Raw genomic sequence first — 19,717 nt, forward strand, 5'->3', positions numbered from 1 at the left:
ACAGGGTGCGCGAAGTGTACGGTTTCAGCCGGAGCGATGCACCCAGGTGCCGGCCTCGCAGGCGACCCGGCCGTCGAGTTCCAGTTCGCTGAGCGTCGCCAGCACGTCGGGCAGCGTCATGCCGCTGGCGGCAGCCAGGCCTTCGCTGGTGTAGGGCGCGGCGCGCAGCAGCGCCAGCAAAGGGTGGGGCAGGGGCTGCGCCGGCGCTTCCGCTGGCTCCGCCTGCGCCCAGCCGCGCAGTGCTTCGAGCACGTGCCCGACGCTTTCCACCAGCAGCGCGCCATCGCGAATCAGTTGGTGGCAGCCACGTGCGCCGGGATGGTGGATGGAACCCGGAATGGCGTACACCTCGCGACCCTGTTCCGCCGCCAGCCGCGCGGTGATCAGCGAGCCGCTGGCAGGACTTGCCTCGACCACCAGCACACCCAGCGAGAGTCCGCTGATGATGCGGTTGCGCCGGGGAAAGTTTGCCGGCAGCGGCGGGCTGTCCAGCGGCAGTTCCGAAACCAGCGCGCCGCCACCCTCGACGATGCGCCGCGCCAGCGCCTCGTGGCGGCGCGGATAGAGCCTGCGCAGGCCGGTGCCGAGGACTGCCACGGTCGCGCCGCCAACCTCCAGCGCGCCCTCGTGGGCGGCGCCATCGATGCCCAGGGCCAGCCCGCTGGTGATGGCGAAGCCGCCCTGCGCCAGGCTGCGCGCAAAGCTCCGGGCGGCGCCCAGCCCGGCGGGGCTGGCGCGGCGGCTGCCGACCATCGCCAGTTGCGGCCGTTCCAGAGTCTCCGGAGCGCCTTCGACGTACAGCAGCGGCGGAGCATCGGCGACTTCGGCGAGCAGTGCCGGGTATCCCGGGTCGTCCCACATCAGCAGCTGCCTGCGCGGACCTTCCAGCCAGCGCAGGGCTTCACCCGCCGCTTCCCGCACCGCCGGGCTGCGCCGCGCGGCGGCGGCCTCGGCAGGCACTCCCAGGGTGCGCCAGGCGCCGGCTGGCGCGGCAAGCGCGGAAGAGGCCGAACCGAAGGCCTCGATCAAGCGCAGGAAGCGCATGGGTCCCAGTTCGGGCAGGCCATGCAGGCGCAGCCGTGCTTCCAGTTCGGCTGGAGAATGGTTCTTCATCGCGACTCATCCATAGCAGGCAGGTCCATCGCTGACAGGAAGAGGGGAAGGGTCCGGCCTCCATCCTGGAAACCGTCGTATGAAATTTCCTTCCCCCAGAAACGCGAAACCCCCGCCGAGGCGGGGGTTTCGAGTCAGGGATTCTGCACCCTGTCGGTTACCGAGAGCGGCCTGCTGGCCATCAGAACCAGGGCGTAGCTCAGCTTCTTGTAGGTACGGAACACCATCAGCAGGCCGGCGCGTTCGTCGGGAATCTTCACCGACTCACCGGTAACGCGGTCGCGCACCGTCTCGCCGACCTTGTAGATCGCCAGCACGTTGCCCTCGGCCAGCCCGTCGCGCTGGCCACGGTTCAGGGTGACCACGTCGAACTGGCCGATCTGGGTCACGCCACGCGGTACGTCGATGATTTCGCCCTTCACCTCGCGGCTCGGCTCGCCGGGCATGAAGGTGGAATTCACCGCACGCTCCTCGGTGGGGAACAGGCGGTCGCCCAGGCGCACTTCCTGGGTGGTGCGGGTCAGCACCAGGGTCGCGACGTCGCCTTCGGTGGCTACCACCTCGCCGCCGCCGATGTCGTCGGCGTTGATGCCGAGGACTTCCTTGGTCTTCGGATCGATGTAGACCTTGCCCTGGCGGAAGATGCCATAGGCCGGCTGGCCGTCGGCGAACTTGCCGCGGGCGTAGATGCGGTCGCCGGTGCCGCTGACGATCCGCTCGGCGTTGCCGGCGACGATGTACGGCGCGCTGGTGAAGGTCTTCTCGTCATCGACGATGCGGTTGGCCAGCAGGAAGCTGTTGATCTTGTCCAGCGGGATGGTCGGGATGGCCTCGGCGATCGGCGTGCTGCGGATCTTCGGCGACAGCTTGATGGTCCCGCGCGATTCGCCACGGTTCAGCACCAGGCGCGGCTGGCCATCGACGTAGACCAGGCTGAGGGTGTCGCCGGGGTAGATCAGGTGGGGATTCTGGATCTGCGGGTTGGCGTGCCAGAGTTCCGGCCACTTCCATGGTTGGCGGAGGAATTTCCCCGAGATGTCCCACAGGGTATCGCCCCTGACCACCGTGTAGCGGTCCGGATGCCCTTCCCTGAGGTCGACCTGGGCCTGCGCCAGACCGCTCGCGGCAAGGAGCAGAAGGGCGACTAGTGATTTCCTCATGCAGTGAATCCCTTTATCATGTCGACATACGCGAAACGCCCGAAGCCCGCGAGAAACGCGGTCTGAAGCCGTTTTCAAGCTGCGCGCCATCTTAGCAGCGGATTTTCAATCGATTCCACAAGTGCATCACAAACGCATATGGCCATCCTGAACATTCTCGAATTCCCCGATCCGCGCCTGCGGACCATCGCCAAACCGGTGGAGGTGGTCGACGACGCGGTGCGCCAGCTGATCGACGACATGTTCGAAACCATGTACGAAGCCCCGGGCATCGGCCTCGCCGCGACCCAGGTGAACGTGCACAAGCGCATCGTGGTCATGGACCTCAGCGAAGACAAGTCCGAGCCGAGGGTATTCATCAACCCCGAGTTCGAACCGCTGACCGAGGAAATGGACCAGTACCAGGAAGGCTGCCTGTCGGTACCCGGCTTCTACGAGAACGTGGACCGACCGCAGAAGGTCCGGATCAAGGCCCTCGACCGCGACGGCAACCCCTTCGAGGAAGTCGCCGAAGGCCTGCTGGCGGTATGCATCCAGCACGAATGCGACCACCTCAACGGCAAGCTGTTCGTCGACTACCTGTCCACCCTCAAGCGCGACCGCATCCGCAAGAAGCTGGAAAAGCAGCATCGACAGCAGGCGTGACCCCATCCCCCAAAGGCTTGCCCCGGCAAGCCTTTTTCTTTTAGCGAGCCCCGCATGAGCCAAGCATTGCGCATCGTCTTCGCCGGAACCCCGGAATTCGCCGCCGAGCATCTCAAGGCCCTGCTCGACACCCCACATCGGATCGTCGCCGTCTACACCCAGCCCGACCGGCCGGCCGGCCGCGGGCAGAAACTGATGCCCAGCGCGGTGAAGAGCCTGGCCCTGGAGCATGGCCTGCCGGTCATGCAGCCGCAGAGCCTGCGCAATGCCGAGGCCCAGGCGGAGCTGGCGGCGCTGCGCGCGGACCTGATGGTGGTGGTCGCCTATGGCCTGATCCTGCCCCAGGCGGTACTCGATATCCCGCGCCTGGGCTGCATCAACAGCCACGCCTCGCTGCTGCCGCGCTGGCGCGGCGCCGCGCCGATCCAGCGCGCGGTGGAAGCCGGCGACACAGAGAGCGGCGTCACCGTGATGCAGATGGAAGCAGGGCTCGACACCGGCCCGATGCTGCTCAAGGTGAGCACGCCGATTTCCGCCGCGGACACCGGCGGCAGCCTGCACGACCGGCTCGCCGCGCTCGGCCCGAAAGCGGTGGTCGAAGCCATCGCCGGCCTGGCCGCCGGCACCCTGCATGGCGAGGTCCAGGACGACGCCCTGGCCACCTACGCGCACAAGCTGAACAAGGACGAGGCACGCCTCGACTGGAGCCGTCCGGCCGTCGAACTGGAGCGCCAGGTCCGCGCCTTCACCCCCTGGCCGGTCTGCCACACCAGCCTCGCCGATGCTCCGCTGAAAGTCCTCGGCGCCAGCCTAGGGCAGGGCAGCGGGGCGCCCGGAACTATCCTTGAGGCCAGCCGCGACGGCCTGCTGGTCGCCTGCGGCGAAGGCGCCCTGCGCCTGACCCGCCTGCAAGTGCCGGGCGGCAAGCCACTGGCCTTCGCCGACCTCTACAACAGCCGTCGCGAGCAATTCGCCACCGGCCAGGTGCTCGGCCAATGAACCCGCGTCTCGCCGCCTGCCAGGCGCTGGCCGCGGTGCTCGCCGGACGCGCCTCGCTGTCTGGCGCGTTGCCGCCGCAACTGGACAAGGTCACCCCGCGCGATCGCGGCCTGACCCAGGAGCTGGCCTTCGGCGCGGCGCGCTGGCAACCGCGCCTGCAGGCCCTGGCCGCGCGCCTGTTGCAGAAGCCGTTCAAGGCCGCCGACACCGATATCCACGCCCTGCTGCTGATCGGCCTCTACCAGTTGCTCTACACGCGGATTCCGCCGCACGCCGCGATCGGCGAGACCGTCGGCTGCGCCGACAAGCTGAAGAAGGGCTGGGCCAAGGGCGTGCTCAACGCCGTGCTGCGCCGCGCGCAGCGCGAAGGCGAGACGCTGCTGGCCGAGGTCGACCGCGATCCCTCGGCGCGCCTGGGCCATCCGCGCTGGCTGCTGAAAGCGCTCAAGCAGGCCTGGCCGGAGCAACTCGACGCGCTCTGCGCGGCGAACAACGCACACCCGCCGATGACCTTGCGGGTCAATCGGCGCCACGGCGAGCGCGATGCCTACCTGGCCGAACTCGCCGAAGCCGGGATCGAGGCCCGCGCCTGCGACTACAGCCGCGACGGCATCCAGCTCGCCGCGCCGCGCGACGTACGCGAACTACCGGGCTTCGCGGAGGGCCGCGTCAGCGTCCAGGACGAAGCCGCGCAACTGGCCGCCGAGCTGCTCGAAAGCGCGCCCGGCCAGCGTGTCCTCGACGCCTGCTGTGCGCCTGGCGGCAAGACCTGCCACCTGCTGGAAACCCAGCCGGGACTGGCCGAAGTGATCGCCGTCGACCTCGAGGAGAGCCGCCTGGTAAGGGTTCGGGAAAACCTCCAGCGGCTCGGCCTGCAAGCCAGCCTGGTCGCCGCCGACGCCAGGGCCACCGGGGCGTGGTGGGACGGCAAGCCGTTCCAGCGCATCCTCCTCGACGCCCCGTGCTCGGCCACCGGGGTGATCCGCCGCCACCCGGACATCAAGCTGGCGCGCAAGCCGGAAGACATCGCCGCCCTGGCGCACCTGCAAGGTGAATTGCTCGACGCGCTGTGGCCTACCCTGGAAGTCGGCGGCGTGCTGCTCTATGCCACCTGTTCGGTGATGCCGGCAGAAAACAGCGACAGCATCGCCGCCTTCCTCGCCCGTACGCCCGGCGCCCGCGAACTGGACCTTCCCGGCCCCTGGGGCATGAAACAGCCCCACGGCCGCCAGTTGTTGCCGCAGGTGGAAGGCCACGATGGCTTCTACTATGCCAAGCTGATCAAGATATCCGCCCGTTGATCGAAACCTGACGAGCCGTTCCTGCCATGAAAATCATCATCCTAGGTGCCGGCCAGGTCGGCGGCACACTGGCCGAGCACCTGGCCAGCGAAGCCAACGACATCACCGTGGTCGACACCGACGGCGACCGCCTGCGCGACCTCGGCGACCGCCTCGACATCCGCACCGTGCAAGGCAAGGCCTCGTTCCCCACGGTGCTGCGCCAGGCCGGCGCCGACGACGCCGACATGCTGGTGGCAGTGACCAATAGCGACGAGACCAACATGGTCGCCTGCCAGGTCGCCTACACCCTGTTCAACACCCCGACCAAGATCGCCCGCGTCCGCGAGCCGGCCTACCTGACCCGTACCGGCCTGTTCGACAACGAGGCGATCCCGGTGGACGTGCTGATCAGTCCGGAGCAGGTGGTCACCAACTACATCAAGCGCCTGATCGAACATCCCGGCGCGTTGCAGGTGATCGACTTCGCCGAAGGCAAGGCGCAACTGGTCGGCATCAAGGCCTACTACGGCGGCCCTCTGGTAGGGCAGGAGCTGCGCCAGCTGCGCGAGCACATGCCGAACGTGGATACCCGCGTCGCCGCGATCTACCGCCGCAACCGGCCGATCATTCCCCAGGGCGACACGGTGATCGAGGCCGACGACGAAGTCTTCTTCATCGCCGCCAAGGCCCATATCCGCGCGGTAATGGGCGAGATGCGCAGGCTCGACGACAGCTACAAGCGGATCATCATCGCCGGCGGCGGCAATGTCGGCGAGCGCCTGGCCGAGGCCATCGAGAGCCGCTACCAGGTAAAGATCATCGAGCGCAGCCCGCTGCGCTGCCGGCACCTCTCGGATACCCTGGACAGCACCATCGTGCTCAACGGCAGCGCTTCCGACCGCGACCTGCTGCTGGAGGAGAACATCGGCGAGACCGACGTGTTCCTCGCCCTGACCAACGACGACGAGGCCAACATCATGTCCTCGCTGCTGGCCAAGCGGCTCGGCGCGAGCAAGGTGATGACCCTGATCAACAACCCGGCCTATGTCGACCTGGTGCAAGGCGGCGAGATCGACATCGCCATCAGCCCGCAACTGGCGACCATCGGCACCTTGTTGGCCCACGTTCGCCGCGGCGACATCGAGAGCGTACACTCGCTGCGCCGCGGCGCAGCCGAAGCGATCGAGGTGGTGGCCCATGGCGACGCCAAGTCGAGCAAGGTGATCGGTCGCTCGATCAACGAGATCAAGCTGCCGCCGGGCACCACCATCGGCGCGCTGGTGCGCGACGAGGAAGTGCTGATCGCCCACGGCGACACCCACATCGAGAGCGGCGACCACGTGCTGCTGTTCCTGGTCGACAAGAAATACATCCGCGACGTCGAACGACTGTTCCAGGCCGGCCTGACGTTCTTCTGAGGCAAGCCCTATCGCGAACGGCGATAGGGCTTCGGCCTACGAGCACGAAGGGGCCGCGCGCCTTCTTCGCAACGGCCGAAGCCCCCTGTTCCGTGCAAAGCCTGGCCGGAGCCGGGCACAATGGCCGAAATCGTTGGAAGAGGGCAGGATGATGATCGAAGGTCTGGAAAAGATGCTGGCCAAAGGCGTGGACAATGCGCTGCTGCGCTTCGGCCTGGGCAAGGGCTACCTGGACGCGGGCGACGCCGAACGCGCGACGGAACACCTCCAGCGTTGCGTAGAGCAGGACCCGAAGTATTCCGCTGGCTGGAAACTGCTGGGCAAGGCGCGCCAGGCTGCCGGCGATCTCGCGGGCGCCCGGCAGGCCTGGGAGCAAGGCCTGGCAGCTGCCGCGACGCATGGCGACAAGCAGGCCGAAAAGGAAATGACGGTGTTCCTGCGCAAGCTCGACAGGGCGAGAACCTGAGCGTCCGGCCGAGGCTCGCGCAGCGCGTTCTCGCCACCCGCTGGCCGGAGTTCCGGCAGGCGTGTCGGGCGTCCTCATCGAGCGCTGGCGGAACGGTTCGAGCACGCCCCGACGACACTTTTACAAAGACCTGTTCCACACATTCGTAGGCAACTTCTGTCAACGATGTAGCCTGCATCCCGAACGCCCAACACCCCATTGAGCGACCGCTGCCGGCCCTCTAGCTTCGACTCATCGCTTCGGTCCAAGCCCGAACGCGACACCCGACTTCAACTACTTTTCCGGAGCCAACATGTCGAAGCACGAGCGTTCAGTCCCGTCCTATGTCGAATACCCATACGAGCAAGCGATTCTCTACGTTCACCGGAACGCCTCCGCCAATGAGATGCTCGAATCCGTACAGGAGCGCCTGAGGGCTCTCCTCGGTCTCCTCCATGCCTTGGAAAGGATCGAAGTGCGGACAGGGCAGGGCGTTCCCATTCAGCGCGTGGCGCACATCCTGGTCACGCTCGGCGGCGATGCCCTGACGCTGCTCACGGCCGCGCACCGGGCTACCACCTCCTAACGAAGAAGGGCGCAACGGTCACGGCCGTTGCGCCCTTCCTCCAGACTGCCTCGATGAGCCTCAAGCGTTGCTCTGCGGCCGCCCCGGCAGCATCTTCAGGATGCCGTTGAGTAGCATGCCGTAGAGCGGCACGAACAGCAGAAGGCTGATACTCAGCTTCACTCCGTAGTCCACCGTGGCGATTTCCACCCAGTGTTGCGCCATGAACGGATTGTCGCTGCGCCAGAACGCCACGAAGAAGAAGGTGAAAGTGTCCAGCAGGTTGCCGAGGATGGTCGAGGCGACTGGCGCGGTCCACCAGTGTCGGGAACGACGGAGGCGATCGAATACCTGGATGTCGAGGATCTGCCCGAGCACATAGGCGAGGAAGCTTGCCAGGGAGATCCGTGCGACGAAGGTGTTGAACTCCAGCAGCGCGGAGAAACCACGGAACGCCGCTTCCTGGAACAACACCGAGACCACGTAGGAGGCGATCAACGCCGGGATCATGACCCGGGCGATGACCAGCCGGGCAGGGCCCTTGCCCAGCAAGCGCACGGTGAGGTCGGTAGCCAGGAAGATGAACGGAAAGCTGAAGGCGCCCCAGGTGGTGTGCCAGCCAAACAGGGTGATCGGCAACTGCACCAGGTAGTTGCTGGCGATGATGATGAAGATGTGGAAGGCGATCAGGCCGGCCAGGGTGCCGCGCCAGGCCGCCGGAGAAGAAGCTGACATGTACTGTCCTTTTTGCGCGATGGGGTGAGGGAACCCATGCCCGGCACCATGCCGAGCGGCGCGCATTCTAGCCGATAACCGGCAGCGGTTTCGCCCACTCTGTGATCAGTGGCTCATGCCTGGGGTTCCACGTGGAACATCACCGTTCAGGCTTCGCTGAGAAAGCGCAGGCCGACGCCTTCCGCATCGACTCGCACGACTTCCATCTGCAGGATCGGCGCGTCGATCGGCAGATCCTGTACCTGGCCAGTAACGACACTGCCTGTTGGGAGCTGGGTCAGATCCGGGTGTTTGACATAGACCCCGGTGTCGGAGAGGTCGCGTGTCTGCGCCATCAGCTCGCCAAATAACGGGTGACTGATACGGATTCGGCACTTGAGCGGGGTTCGTGGGTATTGTCGTTGATTATCCATCGAGTCCCTCGGGACCTGCGGAGGAGGCGGCAGAGCTGAGCATAGTACCCGGATATGAAAAAGGCGTCTTCCGACGCCCTTTCCTCAGTACCATTTTTTCTCGCCATCCGGGCGGTTCTTGAAGCGCTTCATGCTCCACATGTACTGGCTGGGATAGGCTCGTACATACTTCGCCAACTCGCGGCTCATGGCTGCTACAGACACTTCCAGGTCCTTGTCGTACATGTCCGCCGGAGCCGCTTCGAGGATCACCTTGTAACCGCTACCATCGGGCAGGCGCACCGCATGGAAGAACACTCCACGCGCCTTGCCGCGTGAAAGCAACTGCGGGACGAACTTGCTGATCAATGCAGTGGTGCCCAGGTAGGGCACGAAGAGCCCAGCGGTACGCGCGGGCTCGGGGTCGGCGGGAATCCCTACGCAACCGCCTTTCTTCACTTCCTTGATGACACTGAGGATACCCTCCGGAGTGGAAGGTGCGACGCGATTGCCCAATTGCACGCGTTGCTTCTTCAGCAACTCGTCCACTGCCTTCAGCTTGGGCGGACGATAGAAGATGATCGGCTTGGCGTAAGAGCAATAGAAGTGGTTGAGTACTTCCCAGTTTCCCAGGTGACTGGTAATGCCGACCAGGCCATCGCCGGAAGCCAGCGCTTCCTCCAGCACTTCCATGCCTTCGACCTCGCGGATGTACCTCAGCGACTTTTCAGGCGGCCAGATCCAGGCACAGGCACTTTCGGTGAGGGTACGGCCAATATCCATCAGGCTTTGTCCGACCAGCTTTTCCAGTTCGGTTTCGGACAACTCGGGGAAGCACTTGGACAGGTTGATCCGCACTACCTCGCGGGATCGATTCGGCAATTTCCACATCAGCCAGCCTATGCCGGCCCCGACGCCTTGCACGGCACGCCAGGGCAATAGCGCGAACAGGCGTAGGGCCCCCACCACCAGGGCACCTTTGAATTTCTCCACGAAACACTCCTCGCTCGACTCGAACGCGCATTGTACGCCAGGAAGAAGGGCGAGGGCGGCAGCCAAGGAAGCGGGGCGACCAGCTATGCTGCGCGCCGATGTTCCACGTGGAACATCCGAACGCATCCATCAGGGAGCGCCCGGCTAGCCGACGAGTTGGGCGTAACGGTCGCAGTCCTGGGTATGGTCCATGACCATGCCGCTGGCCTGCATGAAGGCGTAGCAGATGGTCGGCCCGACGAAGTTGAAGCCGGCCTTGCGCAGCGCCTTGCTCATGGCCTCGGCTTCCGGGGTAATCGCCGGCACCTCGGCACGACCAGCGAAATGGTTGATCTTCGGCTGGCCGCCGACGAAGGACCAGAGGAACCCAGCCGGGTCATCCAGCTCCAGCCAGGCCTGGGCGTTCTGCCGCGCAGCGTTGAGCTTGGCCCGATTGCGAATGATGCCGGGGTCGAGCATCAGTTCGTCGATCTCCGCGTCGCTCATCTGTGCCACTCGCTGCACATCGAAGCCGAACAGCACCTGGCGGTAGCGCTCGCGCTTCTTCAGCACGGTGATCCAGGACAACCCGGCCTGGAAGCCCTCCAGCAGCAGAAGTTCGAACAGCGCGTCGGGATCGCGCTGCGGCACACCCCACTCCTCGTCGTGGTAGGCCATGTAGAGAGGATCGTCGTTGCACCAGAAGCAGCGTGGCATAAGGCTTTCCGTGGTTTTCCAGGGATCGGGGGGACGGGCGAGGCGGCGCGGGAATCGGGTATACTTCCGCGTTTTGTATCGAAGCCTCAGCACAGGTGAATTTCGTGAGCCAGACTACGCCCGCCGTGCGCACCTTCCAAGACCTGATTCTCGCCCTGCAGAACTACTGGGCCGAGCAGGGCTGCGTGGTGCTGCAGCCCTACGACATGGAAGTGGGCGCCGGCACCTTCCACACCGCCACCTTCCTCCGCGCCATCGGCCCGGAGACCTGGAACGCCGCCTACGTCCAGCCGAGCCGCCGCCCCACCGACGGCCGCTACGGCGAGAACCCCAACCGCCTGCAGCACTACTACCAGTTTCAGGTGGTCCTGAAGCCGAACCCGGAGAACTTCCAGGAGCTGTATCTCGGCTCGCTGAAAGCCATCGGCATCGACCCGCTGGTCCACGACATCCGCTTCGTCGAGGACAACTGGGAATCGCCGACCCTCGGCGCCTGGGGCCTGGGTTGGGAAATCTGGCTGAACGGCATGGAAGTCACCCAGTTCACCTACTTCCAGCAGGTCGGCGGCATCGAGTGCTATCCGGTCACCGGCGAGATCACCTACGGCCTGGAGCGCCTGGCCATGTACCTGCAGGGCGTGGATTCGGTCTACGACCTGGTCTGGACCGACGGCCCGTTCGGCAAGGTCACCTATGGCGACGTGTTCCACCAGAACGAGGTGGAGCAATCCACCTTCAACTTCGAGCACGCCAACGTGCCGAAGCTGTTCGAACTGTTCGACTTCTACGAAAGCGAAGCCAACCGCCTGATCGCGCTGGAGCTGCCGTTGCCGACCTACGAGATGGTCCTCAAGGCTTCGCATACCTTCAACCTGCTGGATGCGCGGCGCGCCATCTCGGTCACCGAGCGCCAGCGCTACATCCTTCGCGTGCGTACCCTGGCCCGCGCCGTGGCGCAGAGCTACCTGCAGGCCCGCGCGCGCCTCGGCTTCCCCATGGCCACCCCCGAATTGCGTGACGAAGTACTGGCCAAGCTGAAGGAGGCCGAATGATGAGCGCCAAGGATTTCCTGGTCGAACTGGGCACCGAAGAGCTGCCGCCAAAAGCCCTCAACAGCCTCGGCGAAGCCTTCCTCAGCGGTATCGAGAAGGGCCTCAAGGCTGCCGGTCTGAGCTATGCCGCTGCGCGTTTCTATGCGGCGCCGCGCCGTCTCGCCGTGCTGGTCGAGCAACTCGCCGTGCAGCAGCCCGACCGTACCGTCAACCTAGACGGTCCGCCGCTGCAGGCCGCCTTCGACGCCAGCGGTAACCCGACCCAGGCCGCCCTGGGCTTCGCCAAGAAGTGCGGCGTGGATCTGCAGCAGATCGACAAGAGCGGTCCGAAGCTGCGCTTCAGCCAGACCATCGCCGGCCAACCGGCCGCCGGCCTGCTGCCTGGCATCGTCGAGGCCTCGTTGAACGAACTGCCGATTCCCAAGCGGATGCGCTGGGCAGCTCGCCGCGAGGAGTTCGTGCGTCCGACCCAATGGCTGGTGATGCTGTTCGGCGACGACGTGGTCGAGTGCGAGATCCTCGCCCAGAAAGCCGGGCGCGAATCCCGTGGCCACCGCTTCCACAATCCGGACAATGTGCGTATTTCCAGCCCGGCAGCGTACCTGGAAGACCTGCGCGGCGCTCATGTGCTGGCCGATTTCGCCGAGCGCCGCGAGCTGATCGCCAAGCGCGTGGCCGAACTGGCCGCCGAGCAACAAGGCAGCGCCATCGTGCCGCCGAGCCTCCTCGACGAAGTGACTGCACTGGTCGAGTGGCCGGTGCCGCTGGTCTGCTCCTTCGAGGAGCGCTTCCTCGAGGTCCCGCAGGAAGCCCTGATCACCACCATGCAGGACAACCAGAAATACTTCTGCCTGCTGGACGCCGACGGCAAGCTGCTGCCGCGCTTCATCACCGTCGCCAACGTCGAGAGCAAGGCGCCGGAAAACATCGTCAGCGGTAACGAGAAGGTGGTTCGCCCGCGCCTCACCGACGCCGAGTTCTTCTTCAAGCAGGACAAGAAGCAGCCGCTCGAAAGCTTCAACGAGCGCCTGCGCAACGTAGTGTTCCAGGCCCAGCTCGGCACCGTGTTCGAGAAGGCCCAGCGCGTCTCCGGCCTGGCCGCCTACATCGTCGAACGTATAGGCGGCAATGCGCAGAACGCCGCGCGCGCCGGCATCCTGTCCAAGTGCGACCTGGCGACCGAAATGGTCGGCGAGTTCCCCGAAATGCAGGGCATCGCCGGCTACTACTACGCCACCCACGGCGGCGAAGCGGAAGACGTCGCCCTGGCCCTCAACGAGCAGTACATGCCGCGCGGCGCCGGCGCCGAGCTACCCTCGACCCTGACCGGCGCCGCCGTGGCGGTGGCCGACAAGCTCGATACCCTGGTCGGTATCTTCGGCATCGGCATGCTTCCCACCGGCAGCAAGGACCCCTACGCGCTGCGCCGTGCCGCGCTGGGTGTGCTGCGCATCCTCATCGAGAAGCAGCTCGACCTGGACCTGGTAGCCGCGGTCAACGCCGCCGTCGAGCAATACGGCGACAAGGTCAAGGCCGCCGGCCTGGCCGAGCAGGTGCTGGACTTCGTGTTCGACCGTCTGCGCGCGCGCTACGAGGACGAAGGCGTGGACGTGGCCGTGTACCAGTCGGTGCGCGCGCTCAAGCCAAGCTCGCCGCTGGACTTCGACCAGCGCGTACAGGCCGTCCAGGCCTTCCGCCAGTTGCCTGAAGCCGAGGCCCTGGCCGCAGCGAACAAACGGGTGTCGAATATTCTCGCCAAGTCCGAGGACGAGGTTCCGCCGAGCGTGGATGCCAGCCTGCTGGTGGAAGCCGCCGAGAAGGCCCTGGGCAGCGCCGTGGCGAACGCCGAAAGCGAAGTCGCGCCGCTGGCAGCGGCACGCGACTATCGCGCCGCGCTGGCCCGCCTGGCGGCCTTGCGCGAGCCGGTGGATACGTTCTTCGCCGATGTGATGGTCAATGTCGACGACGCGGCGGTGCGCGCCAACCGCCATGCGCTGCTGGCCAAGCTACGCGGGTCGTTCCTCGGGGTGGCGGACATCTCGCTGCTCGGCTGAGCCAGTTCCGCCTCGAAGAAAAGGCCCGGCGTCCTCGCGACACCGGGCCTTTTTCACTACAGGACCTTCAGATACTCCAGCAGCGCGCGTTTCTCCTCGGCCGACAGGCTGGTGCCGTACTCATGGCCGCAGCGGCTGTTGCCGGAATCACGCTGCTCGCAGCCGGTGGTCTTCAGCACATAGCTGCCGAATTGGGTCTGCTGGGCGGCGAGGCCGACCTTGTCCACGTCGTAGGCCGAGCCCACCGGGAAGGATTCCACCCGCTCCGCGGCCGGCTTCAGCAACTCTTCCAGGGTCGGCACCGAGCCGTTGTGCAGGTACGGCGCCGCCGCCCAGATCCCCTGCAGGACCCGCGACTCGTAGGGGTAGGGGTCGGCCTGGGTACGCACCGGCTTCTGGAAGGCGGTCAGCAGTTGCCGGGTTTCGTCGGTCATCACGCTTTCCGGCTTGACCGCCGCCGCCTTGGCATCGTGCTTCTCACCGAGGATCGGCACGAAGTGCTGCAGGATCGAACCGGCCACCGCTACGGCGAGTACGTCGAAGGCTCCGTCGGTCGCCTTCAGCGGCTGGCCGAACGGCATCCGCGCGCCCTCCATCACGCCGGTCTGCACCTGGCCATCGAGGATGGCGTGCTGGCGGCTGTCGCTGCCGACGTCCCTCAGCGGAGTATCCCAAAGCACCAGGTCCTTGATCCGGATGCCGTGGCACTCCACGCATCCACCCTCGTCGGTCTTGCGGGCGAAGATCAGCGCGCCTTTCCTGGCCAGGTGCTTGTCCACCGCCCAGGGCCACTTCGGCGGGCCGATCTTCTTGATCAGCTCCTCCAGCTTGCCCAACCCGTGGAAGTTGGCCGAGTTGACCTTCAGGTAATCCATGCCCAGCAGGTGGAACTTGCTCTTCTGCGGGTGGAAGGTGGCGAACACCCCGTAGACCTCGCCGACATTGCGCGCCAGGCCGAGCAGGTCGTTGCCGTTGGCGGCGAAGCCGGGCCACTGGGTCTTGTTCTGCCGCGCCGCGTTCCACAGGAACGGGTAGCGCACCGGCGCATCCGCCGCCTTGATGTTGTCGGGAATCAGATAGGGCGGCGCGGTGCCGATATCCAGCCCGGTAAGGCGGTTGAAGATCATCGATACCGCGTCCAGCCGCGCTGGTCCCCAGGTGTCCTTGGGCAGCGCGCGCTCGATCAGCGTGTGATAGGGCTCGTACCATTCCTTCACCGCCGCGAGCAGGGCGTCGCGCGCACCGGGAGGCGGATTGGCCCCGAGGATCTGCTTGGCGAAGGCGTCGAAGGCGGCGTCATCGCTGGTCAGCGGTCCCACGGCCCGATCGAGGTCGGCGAGGAATGCCTGGAAGTCGACGATCGCCGGACCGCCGTCGATCCGATAGGCCGTGCCCTTCACCTCGATCTGCCGGGTATGGCAGGCCGAACAGGTCATGCCGACCATCTGCCGGGCACCCGTGCCGGCTACGGTGAAGCCCACCGGCAGGCCTTCCGCGGGCGCCTTGGGATTGGGCAAATAGCCGTAGCGGGCCAGGCTGTCGGCGAGGAAAGGCGTTCCATCCGACTGTCGCAACGCCTTGAGCCAGGGCAGGGGCATCACCTGCGAGCCTTGGTCGCGGCTGTAGAAGTCCTGGCGGTGGCTTTCGGTCCATTCCTTGCCCTGGTCGAGCATGACCGGAGCGGCCGCCAGGGCGGCGGAAGAAAGTGCCAGGGAAGCGAGGGACAAGCTTGAAAGGTGCAGTGTCTTTTTCAGGCGTTTCACGGTTACCGTCCTTGGGAACGGGCAGACGCCCCGGAACTCCCCGTCGTCATGCCCGCTCCACCTGTGGTGGAAACACGGCCGGTCGGCCGTGCTGGCATGCGATAGGCGCTTACTGCGTTACTCCGGTGATCCACCCGCCAAGGGGTTCGCACGTACTCCGAGACACCCACTGCTGCGTGCCAAATGACTCCCTGGCCTGGGATTGCCATTCCATTGCCATTATTGAATCTAGTACAGATTGTCCAGCGTAGGGGGCTCGTCGATCCATCCGCGATGCTCCGGCTGGCTGAGGTAGAATCGATCCTTTCCGTTCATGGCCAACTGCGCATCGATGTCCCGTTCCCTGCTGATTCTCGACCGCGATGGAGTCATCAACCTCGACTCCGACGATTACATCAAGACCCTCGACGAGTGGATCCCCATCCCCAGCTCGATCGAGGCCATCGCCCGCCTGAGCAAGGCCGGCTGGACCGTCGCGGTGGCTACCAACCAGTCCGGCATCGCCCGTGGCTATTACGACCTGGCGGTGCTCGAGGCCATGCATGCGCGCTTGCGCGAACTGGTCGCGGAGCAGGGCGGCGAGGTCGGCCTCATCGTCTATTGTCCGCATGGACCGGACGACGGTTGCGACTGCCGCAAGCCGAAGCCGGGTATGCTGCGGCAGATCGGCAAGCACTACGGGGTCGATCTGTCGGGTATCTGGTTCGTCGGCGACAGCATCGGTGACCTGGAGGCGGCGCGGGCCGTCGATTGTCAGCCGGTGTTGGTAAAGACCGGAAAAGGTGTACGTACGCTGGGCAAGCCCTTGCCAGAGGGCACCCTGATATTCGACGATCTGGCGGCAGTCGCCAGCGCATTACTTCAGTAAGGTCAGAATACATGTCGACAGTGCAGGCCATCAGAACCGTCCTCTTTTACCTGCTGCTGTCCGCCAGCGCGTTCGTCTGGGGCACCCTCAGCTTCTTCATCGCGCCGATCCTGCCGTTCCGCGCCCGCTACCGCTTCGTGGTACAGAACTGGTGCCGCTTCGCGATCTGGCTGACCCGCGTGGTCGCCGGCATCCGCTACGAGGTGCGCGGGCTGGAGAACATCCCGGAAAAGCCCTGCGTGATCCTCTCCAAGCACCAGAGCACCTGGGAAACCTTCTTCCTCTCCGGCTTCTTCGAGCCACTCAGCCAGGTACTCAAGCGCGAGCTGCTCTACGTGCCGTTCTTCGGCTGGGCCCTGGCCCTGCTCAAGCCCATCGCCATCGACCGCAGCCAGCCGAAGCTGGCCCTCAAGCAACTGGCCAAGCAGGGCGACGAGTGCCTGAAGAAAGGCGCCTGGGTGCTGATCTTCCCGGAAGGCACGCGTATTCCGGTGGGGCAGATGGGCAAGTTCTCCCGCGGCGGCACCGCCCTGGCGGTCAACGCCGGGCTACCGGTACTGCCGATCGCCCACAACGCCGGGCAGTATTGGCCCAAGGCCGGCTGGGCCAAGTACCCGGGCACCATCCAGGTGGTGATCGGCCCGGCGATGCACGCCGAAGGCGAAGGCCCGCGCGCCATCGCCGAGCTAAACCAGCGCGCCGAAGCCTGGGTCAGCGAGACCATGGCCGAGATCAGCCCCATCCAGCAGCGGGTCAGCCATCCGGAGCCGTCGGTGGTCTCGTGAAGGGCCGCAAAGCCCCCTGCAAGGCGCACTGTGCGCCGATTCGATAAAAGAAGCCCCGCCATAGCGGGGCTTCTTGTTTTCACGCGAGGCGCAAAGCAAGGCCGGTTGGCAACGATCGACCGAATTGACCGGCGTCCGCTGCCCACAGGAGCGGTGCAACGCCGCCAGGAGGCCCGGGCCCAGGGTGCCAATGCCGGCGAGCAACCGGGGCTCGACCACACCTTGGCAAGGCACCCCTGGCGCCCGTATCCAGGCTACCTGGCGCAAAAAGAAAACCCCGGCGCCGGGCCGGGGTTTCCATGAGGGTCGGTCTGCCGACCTGTCACACGGTCACACGTCCAGGTTCGACACCGCCAGCGCGTTGCTTTCGATGAAGTCGCGGCGCGGCTCCACGGCATCGCCCATCAGGGTGTTGAAGATCTGGTCGGCGGCGATGGCGTCCTCGATGGTCACCTTGAGCATGCGCCGGACGTTCGGATCCATGGTGGTTTCCCACAGCTGCTCAGGGTTCATCTCGCCCAACCCCTTGTATCGCTGGATGCTGTGGCGCTTGGTACCTTCGGCCATCAGCCAGTCCAGGCCGTCCTTGAAGGCGCTGATCGGGCGCTTGCGCTCACCCTTCTGCACGTAGGCGCCGTCTTCCAGCAGGCTGTTCAGCTGGTCGCCGAGCAGCGACACCGAGCGGTAGTCATTGCTGGCGAAGAAGTCACGGTTGAAGGTGACGTAGCTGGACAGGCCGTGGGCCACCAGTTCCACCTCGGGCAGCCACAGGTGGCGCTCGCGGTCTTCGCGCAGGCTGGCCTTGTAGGTCAGGCCAGACTTCTCGGCGGCGGTCAGGCGCGCCTGGAACTTCTCCAACCAGCCCTGCATGGCCGACTCGTTAGCCAGGTCGTCCACCGACACGGTAGGCAGGTAGATGAAGTGCTCGGTCAGCTCCTGGGGGTACAGGCGCGACAGGCGCTTGAGGGTGGCGATCACCCCGCGATACTCGTTGACCAGTTTCTCCAGCGCTGCCCCGGACAGGCCCGGAGCGTGCTCGTTGACGTGCAGGCTGGCGTCTTCCAGGGCCGACTGGGTCATGTACTCTTCCATGGCCTGGTCGTCCTTGATGTACTGCTCCTGCTTGCCGCGCTTGACCTTGTACAACGGGGGCTGGGCGATGTAGATGTAGCCACGCTCGATCAGCTCGGGCATCTGGCGGAAGAAGAAGGTCAACAGCAGGGTGCGGATGTGCGAACCGTCGACGTCAGCATCGGTCATGATGATGATGTTGTGGTAGCGCAGCTTGTCGATGTTGTACTCCTCGCGGCCGATGCCACAGCCCAGGGCGGTGATCAGCGTACCGACCTCCTGGGAGGAGAGCATCTTGTCGAAGCGCGCCTTTTCGACGTTGAGGATCTTGCCCTTGAGCGGCAGGATCGCCTGGGTCCGGCGATTGCGGCCCTGCTTGGCGGAACCGCCCGCGGAGTCACCCTCCACGATGTACAGTTCGGAGAGCGCCGGGTCCTTTTCCTGGCAATCGGCCAGTTTGCCGGGCAGGCCGGCGATGTCCAGCGCGCCCTTGCGGCGGGTCATCTCGCGCGCCTTGCGCGCGGCCTCGCGGGCACGGGCGGCGTCGATCATCTTGCCGACCACGGCCTTGGCTTCGTTGGGATTCTCCAGCAGGAAGTCGGCGAAGTACTTGCCCATCTCCTGTTCCACCGCAGTCTTCACCTCGGAGGAGACCAGCTTGTCCTTGGTCTGCGAGCTGAACTTCGGGTCCGGTACCTTCACCGAGATGATCGCGGTGAGGCCTTCGCGGGCATCGTCGCCGGTGGTGGCGATCTTGAACTTCTTCGCCAGGCCTTCGGCCTCGATGTAGTTGTTCAGGTTACGCGTCAGCGCCGAACGGAAACCGGCCAGGTGGGTGCCGCCGTCACGCTGCGGGATGTTGTTGGTGAAGCAGAGCAGGTTCTCGTTGAAGCTGTCGTTCCACTGCAAGGCGACTTCCACACCCACGCCGTCCTCTTCACGCTGGACGTTGAAGTGGAATACCTCGTTCACCGCGGTCTTGTTGGTGTTCAGGTACTCGACGAAGGCCTTCAGACCGCCTTCGTACTTGAACAGCTCCTCCTTGCCGGTACGCTCGTCGCGCAGCAGGATGCCGACTCCGGAGTTGAGGAAGGACAGCTCGCGGATGCGCTTGGCCAGGATGTCCCAACTGAAGTGGATGTTGCTGAAGGTCTCCGGGGACGGCTTGAAGTGAACTTCGGTGCCGGAGCCATCGGTCTCGCCCACTTCGCGCAGTGGGAACTGCGGAACGCCGTGGTGGTAGACCTGTTCCCAGACCTTGTTGTGGCGACGGATGGTCAGGCGCAGTTCATGGGACAGCGCGTTCACCACCGAGACGCCCACACCGTGCAAGCCGCCGGACACCTTGTAGGTGTTGTCGTCGAACTTGCCGCCGGCGTGGAGGACGGTCATGATCACTTCCGCCGCAGAAACCCCTTCTTCCTTGTGGATATCCACCGGAATACCGCGTCCATTGTCGCGGACAGTGATCGACTCATCCGTATGGATGGTGATGCTGATTTCGCTGCAATAACCGGCCAGCGCTTCGTCGATGGAGTTATCCACCACCTCGAACACCATGTGGTGCAGACCGGTGCCATCGTCGGTGTCGCCGATGTACATGCCGGGGCGCTTGCGTACGGCATCCAGCCCCTTCAGCACCTTGATGCTGGAAGAGTCGTACGTGTTGTTCTCGCTCAT

Annotated in this window: 18 protein-coding genes; 10 read left to right on the forward strand and 8 right to left on the reverse strand. The window is 65.3% G+C overall.

Annotated elements, in window-relative coordinates:
- Positions 1–24 precede the first annotated feature (24 nt).
- Both dprA and AC4OR5_RS01260 read right to left on the reverse strand, forming a co-directional pair.
- Complete coding sequence (gene dprA / locus AC4OR5_RS01255; RefSeq protein ID WP_058159879.1) at positions 25–1,113, reverse strand: DNA-processing protein DprA; 1,089 nt, start codon at positions 1,111–1,113, stop codon at positions 25–27.
- 134 nt (positions 1,114–1,247) lie between these two features.
- The gene (locus AC4OR5_RS01260; RefSeq protein ID WP_058159876.1) at positions 1,248–2,273 is read right to left on the reverse strand and encodes a LysM peptidoglycan-binding domain-containing protein; all 1,026 of its coding nucleotides are present in this window, start codon (positions 2,271–2,273) and stop codon (positions 1,248–1,250) included.
- A gap of 138 nt (positions 2,274–2,411) precedes the next feature.
- Here AC4OR5_RS01260 and def point away from each other — a divergent pair, with 138 nt between their 5' ends.
- From def to AC4OR5_RS01290, 6 genes are all read left to right on the forward strand, one after another.
- Entirely contained in the window at positions 2,412–2,918 is a 507-nt protein-coding gene (gene def, locus AC4OR5_RS01265; RefSeq protein WP_003097293.1) for a peptide deformylase, read from the forward strand.
- A gap of 54 nt (positions 2,919–2,972) precedes the next feature.
- On the forward strand, positions 2,973–3,917 hold the full coding sequence (gene fmt / locus AC4OR5_RS01270; RefSeq protein ID WP_058159874.1) for a methionyl-tRNA formyltransferase: 945 nt from the start codon (positions 2,973–2,975) through the stop codon (positions 3,915–3,917).
- The gene (gene rsmB / locus AC4OR5_RS01275) at positions 3,914–5,218 is read left to right on the forward strand and encodes a 16S rRNA (cytosine(967)-C(5))-methyltransferase RsmB (RefSeq protein ID WP_058159872.1); all 1,305 of its coding nucleotides are present in this window, start codon (positions 3,914–3,916) and stop codon (positions 5,216–5,218) included. The genes fmt and rsmB overlap by 4 nt, the downstream gene beginning before the upstream one ends.
- 26 nt (positions 5,219–5,244) lie before the next feature.
- Positions 5,245–6,618, forward strand: a complete 1,374-nt coding sequence (gene trkA, locus AC4OR5_RS01280) for a Trk system potassium transporter TrkA (protein WP_003111375.1) — start codon at positions 5,245–5,247, stop codon at positions 6,616–6,618.
- 148 nt (positions 6,619–6,766) lie between these two features.
- A complete protein-coding gene (locus AC4OR5_RS01285) occupies positions 6,767–7,084 on the forward strand; it encodes a tetratricopeptide repeat protein (protein WP_003097288.1) in 318 nt (105 codons plus the stop codon).
- 292 nt (positions 7,085–7,376) lie between these two features.
- Entirely contained in the window at positions 7,377–7,649 is a 273-nt protein-coding gene (locus tag AC4OR5_RS01290) for a hypothetical protein (protein WP_003142201.1), read from the forward strand.
- A gap of 60 nt (positions 7,650–7,709) precedes the next feature.
- Here AC4OR5_RS01290 and AC4OR5_RS01295 read toward each other — a convergent pair whose 3' ends face one another.
- The 4 genes from AC4OR5_RS01295 to AC4OR5_RS01310 all read right to left on the reverse strand — a co-directional run bounded on the left by AC4OR5_RS01295 (position 7,710) and on the right by AC4OR5_RS01310 (position 10,444).
- Entirely contained in the window at positions 7,710–8,363 is a 654-nt protein-coding gene (locus AC4OR5_RS01295) for a 7-cyano-7-deazaguanine/7-aminomethyl-7-deazaguanine transporter (protein WP_003097286.1), read from the reverse strand.
- A 146-nt stretch (positions 8,364–8,509) separates the two neighbouring features.
- Positions 8,510–8,776 carry a PilZ domain-containing protein gene (locus AC4OR5_RS01300; RefSeq protein ID WP_003114645.1) on the reverse strand — a complete coding sequence of 89 codons (267 nt, stop codon included), beginning with the start codon at positions 8,774–8,776 and terminating at the stop codon, positions 8,510–8,512.
- Positions 8,777–8,860: 84 nt separating this feature from the next.
- Positions 8,861–9,748 (reverse strand): lysophospholipid acyltransferase, encoded by an 888-nt coding sequence (locus tag AC4OR5_RS01305; protein ID WP_003097282.1) that lies wholly within the window; start codon positions 9,746–9,748, stop codon positions 8,861–8,863.
- A gap of 144 nt (positions 9,749–9,892) precedes the next feature.
- Complete coding sequence (locus tag AC4OR5_RS01310) at positions 9,893–10,444, reverse strand: DNA-3-methyladenine glycosylase I (protein WP_022581122.1); 552 nt, start codon at positions 10,442–10,444, stop codon at positions 9,893–9,895.
- 104 nt (positions 10,445–10,548) lie between these two features.
- On the opposite strand from AC4OR5_RS01310, the gene glyQ reads away from it, so the two are divergent.
- Both glyQ and glyS read left to right on the forward strand, forming a co-directional pair.
- The gene (gene glyQ, locus AC4OR5_RS01315; protein WP_003097276.1) at positions 10,549–11,496 is read left to right on the forward strand and encodes a glycine--tRNA ligase subunit alpha; all 948 of its coding nucleotides are present in this window, start codon (positions 10,549–10,551) and stop codon (positions 11,494–11,496) included.
- Positions 11,496–13,550 carry a glycine--tRNA ligase subunit beta gene (glyS, locus tag AC4OR5_RS01320; RefSeq protein ID WP_058159870.1) on the forward strand — a complete coding sequence of 685 codons (2,055 nt, stop codon included), beginning with the start codon at positions 11,496–11,498 and terminating at the stop codon, positions 13,548–13,550. The genes glyQ and glyS overlap by 1 nt, the downstream gene beginning before the upstream one ends.
- A gap of 56 nt (positions 13,551–13,606) precedes the next feature.
- Here the strand turns inward: glyS and AC4OR5_RS01325 are convergent, their stop codons facing one another.
- Entirely contained in the window at positions 13,607–15,313 is a 1,707-nt protein-coding gene (locus AC4OR5_RS01325) for a di-heme-cytochrome C peroxidase (RefSeq protein ID WP_058159868.1), read from the reverse strand.
- Positions 15,314–15,644: 331 nt separating this feature from the next.
- Here AC4OR5_RS01325 and gmhB point away from each other — a divergent pair, with 331 nt between their 5' ends.
- Together gmhB and AC4OR5_RS01335 are read left to right on the forward strand one after the other, a co-directional pair.
- The gene (gene gmhB, locus AC4OR5_RS01330) at positions 15,645–16,181 is read left to right on the forward strand and encodes a D-glycero-beta-D-manno-heptose 1,7-bisphosphate 7-phosphatase (RefSeq protein WP_033939455.1); all 537 of its coding nucleotides are present in this window, start codon (positions 15,645–15,647) and stop codon (positions 16,179–16,181) included.
- 11 nt (positions 16,182–16,192) lie between these two features.
- Positions 16,193–16,966, forward strand: a complete 774-nt coding sequence (locus AC4OR5_RS01335; RefSeq protein ID WP_003100265.1) for a lysophospholipid acyltransferase family protein — start codon at positions 16,193–16,195, stop codon at positions 16,964–16,966.
- A 330-nt stretch (positions 16,967–17,296) separates the two neighbouring features.
- Here AC4OR5_RS01335 and gyrB read toward each other — a convergent pair whose 3' ends face one another.
- Positions 17,297–19,717: a DNA topoisomerase (ATP-hydrolyzing) subunit B gene (gene gyrB, locus AC4OR5_RS01340; RefSeq protein WP_003097268.1), complete on the reverse strand. Its 2,421-nt coding sequence runs from the start codon at positions 19,715–19,717 to the stop codon at positions 17,297–17,299.

The sequence above is a fragment of the Pseudomonas sp. YA1 genome (assembly GCF_058680555.1).